Source organism: Rossellomorea vietnamensis, from assembly GCF_025398035.1.
Lineage (GTDB): Bacteria > Bacillota > Bacilli > Bacillales > Bacillaceae_B > Rossellomorea > Rossellomorea vietnamensis_B.
On the sequence record NZ_CP104558.1, the window covers coordinates 1,097,524 to 1,110,368 of the forward strand.

Annotated in this window: 16 protein-coding genes; 6 read left to right on the forward strand and 10 right to left on the reverse strand. The window is 41.9% G+C overall.

Annotated elements, in window-relative coordinates; all coding sequences use genetic code 11:
• Window positions 1-67: 67 nt before the first annotated feature.
• Window positions 68-1,396 (reverse strand): PhoH family protein, encoded by a 1,329-nt coding sequence (locus N5C46_RS05660; RefSeq protein WP_261751253.1) that lies wholly within the window; start codon window positions 1,394-1,396, stop codon window positions 68-70.
• A 178-nt stretch (window positions 1,397-1,574) separates the two neighbouring features.
• On the opposite strand from N5C46_RS05660, the gene N5C46_RS05665 reads away from it, so the two are divergent.
• The gene (locus N5C46_RS05665) at window positions 1,575-2,177 is read left to right on the forward strand and encodes a YhcN/YlaJ family sporulation lipoprotein (protein ID WP_261751254.1); all 603 of its coding nucleotides are present in this window, start codon (window positions 1,575-1,577) and stop codon (window positions 2,175-2,177) included.
• 51 nt (window positions 2,178-2,228) lie between these two features.
• Here the strand turns inward: N5C46_RS05665 and N5C46_RS05670 are convergent, their stop codons facing one another.
• Window positions 2,229-2,684 carry a pyridoxamine 5'-phosphate oxidase family protein gene (locus tag N5C46_RS05670; protein WP_261751255.1) on the reverse strand — a complete coding sequence of 152 codons (456 nt, stop codon included), beginning with the start codon at window positions 2,682-2,684 and terminating at the stop codon, window positions 2,229-2,231.
• Window positions 2,685-2,857: 173 nt separating this feature from the next.
• Between N5C46_RS05670 and N5C46_RS05675 the strand changes: the two genes are divergently transcribed.
• The gene (locus tag N5C46_RS05675; protein ID WP_224520338.1) at window positions 2,858-3,058 is read left to right on the forward strand and encodes a YlaI family protein; all 201 of its coding nucleotides are present in this window, start codon (window positions 2,858-2,860) and stop codon (window positions 3,056-3,058) included.
• A 22-nt stretch (window positions 3,059-3,080) separates the two neighbouring features.
• Window positions 3,081-3,488, forward strand: coding sequence for a hypothetical protein (locus N5C46_RS05680; RefSeq protein WP_261751256.1), 408 nt, complete (start codon window positions 3,081-3,083; stop codon window positions 3,486-3,488).
• A gap of 44 nt (window positions 3,489-3,532) precedes the next feature.
• On the opposite strand, the gene N5C46_RS05685 is transcribed toward N5C46_RS05680, so the two are convergent.
• Together N5C46_RS05685 and typA are read right to left on the reverse strand one after the other, a co-directional pair.
• On the reverse strand, window positions 3,533-3,841 hold the full coding sequence (locus tag N5C46_RS05685; RefSeq protein ID WP_034755992.1) for a YlaH-like family protein: 309 nt from the start codon (window positions 3,839-3,841) through the stop codon (window positions 3,533-3,535).
• A gap of 23 nt (window positions 3,842-3,864) precedes the next feature.
• Complete coding sequence (gene typA / locus N5C46_RS05690; protein ID WP_098440889.1) at window positions 3,865-5,703, reverse strand: translational GTPase TypA; 1,839 nt, start codon at window positions 5,701-5,703, stop codon at window positions 3,865-3,867.
• Window positions 5,704-5,991: 288 nt separating this feature from the next.
• On the opposite strand from typA, the gene N5C46_RS05695 reads away from it, so the two are divergent.
• Entirely contained in the window at window positions 5,992-6,177 is a 186-nt protein-coding gene (locus N5C46_RS05695; protein ID WP_034756006.1) for a YlaF family protein, read from the forward strand.
• Between the two features lie 51 nt (window positions 6,178-6,228).
• Here N5C46_RS05695 and N5C46_RS05700 read toward each other — a convergent pair whose 3' ends face one another.
• On the reverse strand, window positions 6,229-7,026 hold the full coding sequence (locus N5C46_RS05700) for an inositol monophosphatase family protein (RefSeq protein ID WP_261751257.1): 798 nt from the start codon (window positions 7,024-7,026) through the stop codon (window positions 6,229-6,231).
• Between the two features lie 222 nt (window positions 7,027-7,248).
• A complete protein-coding gene (locus N5C46_RS05705) occupies window positions 7,249-7,443 on the reverse strand; it encodes a hypothetical protein (protein ID WP_034756016.1) in 195 nt (64 codons plus the stop codon).
• A gap of 179 nt (window positions 7,444-7,622) precedes the next feature.
• Between N5C46_RS05705 and N5C46_RS05710 the strand changes: the two genes are divergently transcribed.
• Complete coding sequence (locus tag N5C46_RS05710) at window positions 7,623-8,243, forward strand: YktB family protein (protein WP_261751258.1); 621 nt, start codon at window positions 7,623-7,625, stop codon at window positions 8,241-8,243.
• Window positions 8,244-8,303: 60 nt separating this feature from the next.
• On the opposite strand, the gene N5C46_RS05715 is transcribed toward N5C46_RS05710, so the two are convergent.
• Window positions 8,304-8,576: a UPF0223 family protein gene (locus N5C46_RS05715; protein ID WP_034756022.1), complete on the reverse strand. Its 273-nt coding sequence runs from the start codon at window positions 8,574-8,576 to the stop codon at window positions 8,304-8,306.
• A gap of 6 nt (window positions 8,577-8,582) precedes the next feature.
• Window positions 8,583-9,560, reverse strand: coding sequence for an NAD(P)H-dependent flavin oxidoreductase (locus tag N5C46_RS05720; protein WP_261751259.1), 978 nt, complete (start codon window positions 9,558-9,560; stop codon window positions 8,583-8,585).
• A 484-nt stretch (window positions 9,561-10,044) separates the two neighbouring features.
• Here N5C46_RS05720 and N5C46_RS05725 point away from each other — a divergent pair, with 484 nt between their 5' ends.
• Window positions 10,045-11,514: an aminotransferase class I/II-fold pyridoxal phosphate-dependent enzyme gene (locus N5C46_RS05725; RefSeq protein ID WP_261751260.1), complete on the forward strand. Its 1,470-nt coding sequence runs from the start codon at window positions 10,045-10,047 to the stop codon at window positions 11,512-11,514.
• 98 nt (window positions 11,515-11,612) lie between these two features.
• On the opposite strand, the gene N5C46_RS05730 is transcribed toward N5C46_RS05725, so the two are convergent.
• Complete coding sequence (locus N5C46_RS05730) at window positions 11,613-11,732, reverse strand: GapA-binding peptide SR1P (RefSeq protein WP_082051137.1); 120 nt, start codon at window positions 11,730-11,732, stop codon at window positions 11,613-11,615.
• Between the two features lie 231 nt (window positions 11,733-11,963).
• Window positions 11,964-12,803: a polysaccharide deacetylase family protein gene (locus N5C46_RS05735; RefSeq protein WP_261751261.1), complete on the reverse strand. Its 840-nt coding sequence runs from the start codon at window positions 12,801-12,803 to the stop codon at window positions 11,964-11,966.
• Window positions 12,804-12,845: the final 42 nt, after the last annotated feature.

Consider the following 12,845-nt stretch of genomic DNA (forward strand, 5'->3'; position numbering starts at 1 on the left):
TTGAAAACCGGTTCAGTAACATCTGAACCGGTTTTTTCATACGTTATCATTGTGTAATTCTAAATGCTTACAATATATCCGCCGCAAGCTGTGCCAATCCTGATCTTTCACCCTTCATGAGCTTCACATGTCCGGCCAATTTCTGATCTTTGAATTTCTCCACTACATAGGTCAGTCCATTATTATATTCATCAAGATAAGGATGATCGATTTGAGCCGGATCTCCCATCAACACAATTTTACTCCGTTCTCCGACACGAGTCAGAATCGTTTTTACCTCATGCTTCGTCAGGTTCTGAGCTTCATCTATGATGATATATTGATCTGGAATGCTTCTACCTCGTATATACGTCAATGCTTCCACCTCGATGGACCCCATCCCGGCAAGGATATCATCCAGTTCCCCCGGCTTTTTTGTATTGAACAGGTATTCGAGATTATCATAAATCGGCTGCATCCAAGGTCTCAACTTTTCTTGCTTTTCACCAGGAAGATAGCCTATATCTTTGCCAACCGGAACGATTGGGCGGGCAACGAGTAATTTGTTGAATTTATTAAAGTCTTCTGTTTGCAGAAGTCCTGCTGCCAGTGCCAGAAGCGTTTTACCGGTCCCGGCTTTCCCGATCATGGTCACTAACGAAATATCATCACGTAATAATAACTCCGTCGCCATCGTTTGTTGGACATTCCTCGCTTTAATCCCCCACATATGTTCTTGATCATAGACCAGTTTCTTCACCTTGAGTCCGGTGGCATCCACCATTCCGAGGGCCGATGCAGAACTTCCCAGGGCATCTTTCATAATGAGGAATTGATGGGAATAAAATCGTTGTTTCGTTATCTCCGTAAGGGTCAGTTCCCCTTTTTCATAAAATTTATTGAGGAATTCTCTCTCGGTATATAATTCGATAAATCCGGTATAAATATCATTCACTTCAATGACCCTGTCACTCAGGAAGTCTTCTGCCTGTAATCCCAAAGCATCCGCCTTGACCCTGACAAGGGTATCTTTACTGACAAGGATAACCGATTTCCCATCCTTTTTTGCTTCTTCCTCGAGTGAGAGGTTCTTTGCTACGGCAATGATCCGATTATCGTTTGTTTTTTCAACAAATATATCTTGAAGCTGCTGAAAGGAGCGGTGATTTAGTTCAATCCGTAATGACCCGCCTGTATATAGGGGGATTTTTTCATGGAGCTTTCCTTCCTGCCGTAAATTATCTATCAGTTTCGATACATGTCTTGCGTTTCTTCCGATCTCATCCATATAACGCTTTTTGGAGTCCACTTCTTCTAAAACGACTGCAGGTATAACCACCTCATTATCCTGGAAAGAATAGATGGCTTGTGGATCTTGTAATAAGACATTGGTATCTAATACATAAATTTTATTCAAATCGATGCCTCCTGCTCCTGATTTCTTATTACTATTGTATGTAGCCAATGATGTTCCGGTTATTCCCAGCTACTCAAATAGGACGGCCCGTTTCTTAAAATATATGAATAAACGTATAAAGATAGAAGAAAATTACACAATAAGAAAAGATATTGATTCTAAATCGGGAGGTATTCACATGTTTAAGCTCATCTCTCTCTTAATGGTCACCATCATCCTTGGAGCTTGCGCCAACAAAAATGAGGTCGGGTATAACAATGATGCAAACAGTAAACATAATAAACCAATCACTGTCCAGGATAGCAATATCCAGCAGGTCGAACGCAAGACAGGACAACAAATCTCAAAGCACCTCGTTGATTTGACCACAAGTGTACCGGATGTGAAAGATGCAACGGCTGTCGTCATCGGTAAATACGCATTTGTAGGGATCGATATCGATTCCGACGTCGAGCGTTCCCAGGTCGGTTCCATTAAATATTCTGTCGCTGAAGCCCTTCAAAATGATCCATACGGGGCAGAGGCCATGGTCATCGCCGATCCGGATCTTTATGCCCGATTGAAGGAGATCAGTAAAGATATCCAACGAGGCGAACCGGTTCAGGGCATCATGAATGAATTGTCAGATATATCGGGCAGGTTGATGCCTGAGATCCCTAAATCTTTAAAACAGACTAATCCCGAACATGCCCCGAACGAACCTAAGAAAAAAATGAATAATGCAAAAGAAAAACAGCTTAGAAAAAAACAAGAAGATCAAACATACGATAAAATCGATTGATTGGACAGCCTTATCTGAAATTGAGAAAAAGCCATGAAAAAGCTTAGGATGCTAAGCTTTTTTCATGGCTTCAATTACTTGACGGTCCAAACGGTCTGCAGCCGTCTTATCATATGTCTTCTCATAAACAGGCTCTGTGGAAATTTTCGATCCATAGAACATGACATCTCTCACTTCATTGATGACAAGTTGCAAAAGGGTAAGCTTTAAAGGCACACCGGAAAGTTTCTCTTGATGTATAGAAGCTTTTCCGCCAATGGAATAGGTTGATTCATTTGCAATTAAGTTTACCACAACCAGCGGATTCCCCTTAATATTCTCGACGATCCTTGAGCGTTGATCCACGGCAAACAATAAAGTCTGTTCGTCTTTGGCAAAAATCCACGATATTGCACTGACATTGGGGCCCTGTGTTTCATGGTCAACGGTGGCAAGTGTCACGAATCGCTCTGATTGGAGTTCATCAAACAATGCAGGAATTAAGCCGGGTTCTACTTGATTAGCCATACAATCCCCCCTGGTGACGTTTTGTCTCTACGTCTTCATGTGATTATCTTGATTCTACTATACCAAACTCGATTGTTAAAGACATAATAGAATGTAAAATAAAGCGTTCGACCTCACTACATGATATACTGAAATGACCAGAGTTATGATTAGAACAAGTAGAGGTGTACAAAATGAGAGTAAAATGTGCTTTATGCGAAGTAATTGAAAATATTGACGACTATTCCCTGCAGGCAAAAAAGCTGCGTAACAGACCCATTCATACGTATTTGTGCGAGAAATGCCATGACCGCATTAAAGAGAAGACAGAAGAACGTGTTTCGACGGGGAATTTCCGTTTTTATCGTTCTCCTTTAGTCGAAGATGACTTTTAAACAAAAAGGTTTCGCTGTCGGAATGATCTCAGGCACAATATTAGGACTATTCCTTAAGTGGATACAGGGACTTACCGGCATTAAAGTATATGTATTATTATTGAATGTTGATTTCATCCCACTGTTTGCATCTACATTGCCAGAATGGCTGGAGTTCTCTTTCCATTTACTTATTTCCTGCGGGATCGGTTTGGTATATGTGTTTCTGGCAGAAAAGCTGAATGTATCAAGCAGGGGAGCCTGGATCCTTTCCCTGCTGCTTACCTTCCCCACTGTCTTTCTATATTTCCCCCTTTCTTATCTGGCCCTTAAGGATGTACCCGGTTTATTCGATGGAATGGCCATCACCTTTTGGACAATAGGACATCTACTGTATGGATTAAGCCTGCCGCCACTCCATCGATTTTTCACGAAGGCGAATCACAAATAGAAAAAAGCTGTAGTCCTAAATGTATGGACTACAGCTTTTTTTGCTTAAAACGTGCCTTTTTTCTTTTCATTCGTCAGGCGGATCTTGTAAATCACTAAGATTAAAGCCGCAACGACCAACCCTTCAGCCACCGGAAGGAAAATGCCGAGAAACGTCAGCACTGTACAACCGAGTATGAGAAAAGTATAAATCAGGATCGATTTCATGACTGGCAGCTTTTTCGCAAAACCGAGCTTATAAACTAAGATTGAGAGCCCAACTATGGTTATATAAAGCAACCACATACCCATTTCCGCGTTCTGGTCAACCCGGTAAAGGGATGCGAAAAAGGACAAACGTTCTGTTACATCCATTTCCTACTCCCCCTTCACTCAGTTTATTGAGTAACCTTATTTTTCTTTTCTGCTCTTTCACGTTCATTCTTATCAAGAATTTTTTTACGAAGACGGATCGATTCAGGCGTTACTTCACAATACTCGTCATCGTTCAGGTATTCAAGAGACTCTTCCAGTGTCATGATTCTTGCCTTTTTAATCGTAACAGTTTGATCTTTATTTGCAGAACGTACGTTAGTCGCCTGTTTCAGCTTTGTGATATTAACGGTGATATCATTTTCTCTCGTATGTTCCCCGACAATCATACCGCCATAAATTTCTGTACCGGACTCAACGAAGATGATACCACGGTCTTCCACCTGCATGATGCCGTATTGTGACGCTTTACCTGTCTCCATGGAAACAAGCACACCCTGACGACGTCCGCCTACGCGGCCTTTTTGCAGTGGTTGATAGCCTTCGAATGTATGGTTGATGATACCGTATCCACGAGTAAGGGTCATAAACTCCGTAGAATAACCGATTAGTCCACGTGCAGGAACCATAAACATTAAACGGACCTGGCCGTTACCGTTGTTCACCATATCCAGCATTTCACCTTTACGCTGACCAAGTGATTCGATTACGCCTCCCATATACTCTTCAGGGATATCAATTTGAACACGCTCTACAGGCTCACTCTTCACGCCGTCGACTTCTTTGATGATGACCTGTGGTTTTGATACCTGTAATTCGTACCCTTCACGACGCATGTTTTCGATCAGGATGGAAAGGTGAAGCTCTCCACGTCCCGAAACCGTCCATGCATCAGGTGAATCGGTTGGTTCAACACGTAAGCTTACATCCGTTTGAAGCTGAGCCAATAAACGCTCTTCGATTTTTCTTGACGTAACAAATTTACCTTCTCTACCTGCAAATGGACTGTTGTTCACTAGGAACGTCATTTGAAGGGTCGGCTCGTCAATGCGCAGGACCGGAAGTTGATCCTGATGTTCAACCGGACAAACCGTTTCACCGACGTTGATATCTTCCATTCCGGAAACTGCGATTAAATCACCCGCTTTTGCCTCTTGGATTTCTTCACGCTTTAATCCGAAGAAACCAAAGATCTTTGTTACACGGAATTGTTTAACAGTGCCGTCAAGCTTCATCAGTGCTACCTGTTGGCCCACTTTCATCGTTCCTCTGAACACACGACCGATTCCGATACGCCCTACGTAATCATTGTAATCAAGAAGTGCAACCTGGAATTGAAGTGGATCTTCAGAGTTGTCTACCGGTGCAGGAATGTGCTCAATGATGGAATCATATAAACACTGCATGTTTTCATCCTGTTTCTCAGGATCCGGATCTGTACTTGCTGTACCATTGATTGCAGAAGCATAAACAACCGGGAATTCAAGCTGCTCATCATTTGCATCCAATTCAATGAATAGCTCCAATACTTCATCGATAACTTCTTCAGGACGAGCTGAAGGTTTGTCGATTTTGTTTACAACAACGATTGGTGTAAGGTTCTGTTCCAGTGCTTTCTTAAGAACGAAGCGAGTCTGTGGCATACAACCTTCATACGCATCCACTACCAGTAAAACACCATCTACCATTTTCATGATACGTTCTACTTCTCCACCGAAGTCAGCATGCCCTGGTGTATCAAGGATATTGATTCGGGAATCTTTATATTGAATCGCCGTATTTTTCGCAAGGATCGTAATACCGCGTTCTCTCTCTAAATCATTTGAATCCATCGCACGTTCCGAAACAGTTTCGTTTTCGCGGAAGATTCCAGATTGCTTTAAAAGCTCATCAACTAATGTCGTTTTCCCATGGTCAACGTGAGCAATAATAGCAATATTTCTTAGGTCATTTCTTAATTTCATATTTCCACTCCTGAATATTGGATTTCTTTATAGTGTAAAGATAATATTTTTCAGTTCAACTAGACCATTATATCACAGCATTGACAAAAGCCCTAATAAATATTTCATCTCCCCTATTCATTCTTGCTAAATGTTTCCTCACCGACTTGCATGTTCTGCTTCTTTGTCCCCGAAACCCATTGCGATTTATTGAATTGATAGGTAAAATTTAATTAGGGCAGCATACGAAGCTGCGTCGACAATCAGTAAGGGAACGAATCATCGTTTGTCAATATTGGGGGTTACAGGATGGCAAATATAAAATGGATCTTTGTACTTTTTTCGATATTAGCGGCCGTTTCACTGATGGGTATAGCCATTTCAATCAGTTTACAAAGTATATTGCTTGCAGCTGTAAGTATCGTTTGTTTATTCATTGTGATGGGATTCGGTTTTAAGACCAAGAAGAAATACAGAGAAGAAGGAAGATTGTAGTACAAAGAAAAGGAGTGGCGGCCATCCTACGGCCACCACTCTTTTTTTCATTTATTTGTTTCTATGCAGATAGTCAGTCAAAATGGTTTCATGCAGACCAGGCTTCCCGACGAAGACAGAGCTCTTGTTTAATGGATTCAATGGGTTTCCATCAAGGTCCGTCACCACTCCACCAAGCTCTTCGATCATAATCTTTCCGGCTGCGAAATCCCACGGTGCAAGGCGCATCGTTAAGTATGCATCCAGCCTCCCAGAAGCCACATAAGCAAGCTCCATGGCAGCTGAACCATAGGACCGGGTCCCTCTCACATCCTGCACGAGTGGAGCCAGAATGGAGGAATCAATACGCTTGTTCTTTGTCACCCACAGTGCATTCAATGCAACAATCGCATCTTCCACAGGAACGGGATCAAGCTTCGGAAGCTTCACATCATTCATATAGACCCCTTTGCCTTTATTCGCAAAGTAAAGCTCGTCATGCACGACATCATATATGTATCCTAATTCCCCCTCATCTCCATCGTAAATCCCGATAGAAATGGCAAAGTTTCTCTGCTGATGGACAAAATTCATCGTTCCATCGATTGGGTCGATGATCCATGTTATTCCGGATAACTCTTTAAAATCATCACCATATCCTTCTTCTCCCAAAATTTGATGATCCGGGTAATGGGTTCGAATGTTTTCTGTAAAGTATCGCTCAGTCGCTTCATCCATATCGGTGACCAAGTCATTTCGGTTCGATTTCGTTTTAATGTTCAGTTCGGTTTTAAATGACTGACGTATCCTCTCACCGGCTTCATGTATCCATGTTCTAACATTTTGATCTAATTCGGTCCAATTTGTCATGTATTTTTAGCCTCCAATATGCTTAGCGAAAATCAGTGTAGTCATTACTAATATGGTCTTTTCAGATAATCTTAACTCCTAGGTTCGATCTATTCAAGAAAATAGGCTTCATCAAATAAGGTCATTTCTCCATAAAAAAGCGAACTCTCCAACCACTATGAGCTCGCGTTCAAAAGTAGATTTTGTTATCAGCATACTTTAAACCATTGAATGTTATTTGCTCTATAAAGCCTTCATTTTCATAAGTTCTTCCCGGATACTCATAAGTTTCTGCTTGGACTTGGTCTGGGTTTCTGTATTCTTCGTTTGGATTGCTTCGAACAATACGGCTAATTCATAATCCATTTCAAGTCTCAATACGTTCATTCTTTGCTGTTGGACATCACGTTTTTTAGAAGTGTTCATTACTTGTTTCATGGCCATACACCCCTTCCGAGTTTTCGATTTATCTGATTGTTCTGATAATATTTACTACATGTTATGAAATATCCTCTCATCTTGTAACTAAAATGTGCAGACACCTATAGATAATTCATTTGGCTACAAGCCTGTACTTCTTTATGGTAAGATATTGGTGGAAATAAGGAGGTTACAACATGACATTTAACGGTTTCACTAAAGATGATTTTAATGTTTTCAAGATTGATGGTCTCGACGACCGGATGACGGCCATCGCAGAACAGATCAGGCCAAAGCTTGCCTACCTGGGTGAACATTTCGCACCCGCTCTTAGTGCCCTGACCGGTGATGAGATGTTTTACCATGTGGCAAAACATGCAAGACGCTCAGTGAATCCTCCAGATGACACGTGGGTTGCTTTTGCAAACAACAAACGCGGATACAAAAAACATCCTCATTTCCAAATCGGGTTATGGGAAACCCATGTATTTATTTGGTTTGCAATGATCTATGAAGCTCCAAATAAGGTTGAATTCGGTAAGAAAGCTGAAAAAAATGCAGATAAGATAAGGTCATTGATTCCCGGTCACTTTGTTTGGTCTGGAGATCATACTAAACCGGATGCTGCATCCTTCTCCTCTTTATCACAAGATGAATTCATTGCTTTAACTGAAAGAGTTCAAAATGTAAAGAAAGCTGAACTTCTATGCGGACTTCATCTGGATCGTGACTCTGTCACTAAGATGACCGGAGATGAATTGATCCAGGAAGTTGAAAGTGCCTTTGAAACACTTTTACCCCTTTATAAAATGAACTAAACCATATAACTGTAGGGAATAATGCAGAAAGAACGACTGCCGTTTAGGGCAGTCGTTCTTTTAATTCATCGATATTTTGGCAGCGTCCTGCTGCTCTTTCATTTTTTTCACCACATGATAGGAAGAATAGCCACTGGATTCTTCAAATTCATTGCAGATCCTCTTCTCTTCTGCTTTACCAGGGACGATTTCTTTAAATCGCTTATATCGATTCATCAGGTCCTCTCTTGAAACACCTTTTTCATATGCCTTTTCAATCGCTTCGAAAAAGGCAATGACGTCGATGACTTCCTCTGTCGACCAGTCTATATCGAAGGGGTATTGATATTCCATTTTGCACTACAACTCCTTTGATGATGTATTACTCCACATTTCACGAATGCTTTCACCTTGTGAAATGATTCGCTCGATGAGATCTTTAACCGAAGGGATGTCCTGGATCAACCCCATCACCTGTCCTGCCCACGCAAAGCCTTTGTCTACTTCCCCATCGTAGATATATCGCTTATTTGCCTCGCCGCTTATGTATGACTTTAATTCTTCATATCCCGGATTCGACGTTTCAGCAGCCAGGATTTGATTTGTCCAGGCATTTGATATCGCTCTGGCCGGGGCACCTAAAGATCGTTTAATGACTACTGTACCACTCTCGTCCCCTTCAATCAAGGCACGTTTATACTCGTCAGAGGCGTGGACGCACTCTTTTGTCGCTATGAATCTTGTCCCCATCTCGACTCCTTCTGCGCCGAAGCTGAGGGCTGCCATCAATCCACGGCCGTCCCCAATACCTCCCGAGGCGATGACAGGGATGGATACAGCATCCACCACACGTGGAATCAAGACGAATGTCCCGGTGTCATCCTTACCCAGATGTCCTCCCCCTTCTTGTCCGACGACCATGACGGCATCCGCACCGAGCTCCTCAGCCTTCAGGGCCTGTCTTTTTGATGCGACCAATACAAGCTTCACCATATCCTTCCCTTCAATTTGTTGGAACAGGGGAGTCGGGTTCCCTCCTGTAACGGAGATGACCGGCACTTTTTCTTCAATGGCAATATCTACAAACCCGCTGAATGGGCGTCCATGTTGACCGATGGCAAAGTTCACTCCGAAGGGTTGATCTGTTAATGATCTTACCTTTTTGATTTCATGACGAAGCTGTTCAGGGTCATCGAGTGACATGGCAGTGATTTGGCCAAGGCCGCCTGCATTTGATACCGCCGCAGCCAGTTCTGCATATGCCAGGTGGGCAAGCCCCCCTTGTATGATTGGATATTGAATGTTCAATAATTCTGTAACCCTCGTTTTCCATTTCATTTGAATCCCTCCATTCATTCATTTATTCTGGATGGAAGTGGTGAAATCCTTTCTTTCATGTGTTGTATATTTATAAGAGATAAGGTCAGTCTTAGATGAGAGGGTTGTATGTATTTAATTGATAAGTTAGGTAGATTTTTGGCTCATTCGGGTGAAACAGATGTTTCACCCGCCTTTCAGCTTTGCTGAAAGGTCGTCCTGTGTAGAGTGACCGCCGGACTCAAGCGAGCTTGGTCCGGCGGTCACTCTACACAGGACGGAAATGAGCCAAAAATCAGGAGTGTCCACTCTTTTGTTTGTGCTATGAAAAAAAATACACCTTCATGGGCGTATGTCACTATGCAAAGATTTTCTTAAGTGCTATAATTCTTTTGTTTGTTGAAATATCGTAAGAAAATGTATGAAATTGTGGATTGAATCCTATATAATGATATCTTTAGTATGCATGTTGATTTATGAAGAATATAAAGAGGTGTTGAATGAATTGTCTCAAAATGAAACGCCGTTGTTTACCGGCTTAATTGAACATAGTAAAAAAAATCCCGTCCAGTTTCATATTCCCGGTCATAAGAAAGGTGCAGGGATGGATCCTGCCTTTAAGGAATTCATAGGAGATAATGCGCTTTCCATTGATTTGATTAATATCGGTCCTTTAGATGATCTGCATCAACCTAAAGGCATGATCAAGGAAGCTCAGGATTTGGCTGCCGAGGCATTCGGTGCCGATCATACTTTCTTCTCTGTTCAGGGAACGAGCGGAGCGATCATGACGATGGTCATGAGTGTGTGCGGACCTGGAGACAAGATCATTGTTCCAAGAAACGTGCATAAATCCGTTATGTCTGCGATTGTTTTCTCAGGTGCCACTCCTATCTTTATCCATCCCGATATTGATGAGGATCTTGGAATCTCTCATGGAATTACGACAGACGCCGTTGCAAAGGCTTTGGAACAAAACCCCGATGCCAAAGGTGTACTGGTCATCAATCCAACTTATTTCGGGATTTCCGCAGACCTAAAGAAAATCGTGGAAATTGCCCATTCTTATCATGTTCCGGTACTGGTCGATGAAGCTCATGGGGTTCATATACACTTCCATGATGAACTTCCCCTGTCAGCCATGCAGGCAGGTGCTGATTTAGCAGCTACGAGTGTTCATAAGCTCGGGGGATCCATGACTCAAAGCTCAGTCCTCAATATGAAAGAAGGACTTGTCTCTGCTAAGCGTGTGCAGACCATCTTAAGCATGCTGACGACGACTTCCACATCATACTTATTACTCGCATCCCTTGATGTTGCAAGAAAACGACTTGCGACTGAAGGACGGGAGCTCATCACCAAAACGATCGAACTCTCACAGAATATGAGAAAGCAAATCAACGAGATTGACGGATTATACTGTGTAGGGGAAGAAATTCTTGGAACGAAAGCCACCTATGCGTATGATCCGACTAAGCTGATTATATCCGTGAAGGATCTTGGAATCAGTGGGTTCGATGCTGAAAAGTGGTTAAGAGAAGCACATAATATCGAGGTTGAAATGTCCGACCTGTATAATATCCTCTGCATCATCACACCTGGTGATACTGAATATGAAGGAAACCAATTGGTCACTGCTTTAAAAGAACTGGTTACGAGCCTTAAGAAACAAGGCGAGATGACCCCGGTTAAAGTGATGCTGCCTGATATTCCTGTTCTATCCATTACACCAAGGGACGCTTTTTATGCTGATACGGAAGTCATTCCGATTGATGATTCCGTTGGAAGGACCATCGCTGAGTTCATCATGGTCTACCCTCCTGGAATTCCCATATTCATTCCGGGGGAGATCATCACTCAGGAAAACATCCATTATATCAAAACCAATATAGAAGCAGGTCTTCCGGTACAAGGGCCTGAAGACTATGATTTACGACATTTAAGAGTCATTAAAGAGCATCGGGCCATTCGATAAAAAAAGGATGAAGAAGGGGACCCTTCTTCATCCTTTTTATTCTTTATTTATAAGAACCCCTTTAAGACGCTATTCATACCCGCTCCCCTTAGCAGGCATTAATCATCTAATTCTTTATCGTCGTTGCAGTCACAGCAGTTAGAGAATAAAACAGAAACCTTCTCATCTTCATAATGCTCAATAGTACCCAGGCATGATTGACATACAATTGTTCCCATCTTTTTTCCTCTCCTTTAAGTGGTTTTGTAAACGCTTTATCTTATCTGCTTCTATAATAATATAACACATTTAAAATATCAAGCCTAAATTGTATAACATATTTAAGTTTTTATCCTCACAATCAATCATACTTTTAATCATAAAAGTATATGTAAGGGTTTTCCTGAATATGTAGGATTCAATAAAAAAAGATGCATAAATGAAGTGATTCATCCATGCATCTTTGATTACTATTCTATTGTTTTAATCCTGTGTGGATCCAGGGTTTCATATCCCTTCGAACGAAGGCCATTCACAATGTCCTTCAACGCTTCACTCGTCCATGTACGATCATGCATGAGGAGATTCGCCCCATCATTCAAATATGGACTGTTTATCATGATATCTGTAATGGCTGCTTTAGTTTGATATTGCTTTTCCCAGTCATATCCGTAAGTCCAATTCATCAAGGACATCTTTTCTTCAGCAGCAAGCTTGCGGCTGTAGTCCGTATTTTGCCCGAAAGGAGCCCTGAAAAATTGCGGCCTCTCCCCTGTGATGGATTCCACAAGGTCACTGACAGAGACGATTTCCTCTTTTTGCTCTTCCGGAGAAAGATCTTTTAAACTACTGTGACTATATGTATGGTTCCCAATCATAAATCCAAGATCATGAATCTTTTTTAACGTTTCTTTTTCCTCAGGCGTATCAAGGAAATGACCGTTTACAAAGAATATGGCTGGAGCTTTCAACTCTTTTAGGTCTTCAGCCATTTGGAGTGCATGTTGATCGGGTGCATCGTCAATCGTCAGTAGGACCACTTTAGGATTGGCTTTATCGACTGGTTCGATACTCCAATTAGCCTCATTTATCTTATAATCCTTGGTCAGTACCACTTCTTCAGCAGGTTCTTCCTTTTCTTTTGTTTCACTTTCGGACACTTCAGTTTCTGGTCCTTCACTCTGCTTCTGATCCACTTCTTTCACTTCAGTCTGGTTGGATTTTTCCGCTTCAGGGCTGGACCCTGTTTGTTCACTTCCGCAAGCAGTCAGGAGCAGGAGGGTTAATCCGGATGCTAAAATCTTTTTCATGTCTCTCACCTTTCCCTATTCACTTTGAATATTTTAACATAT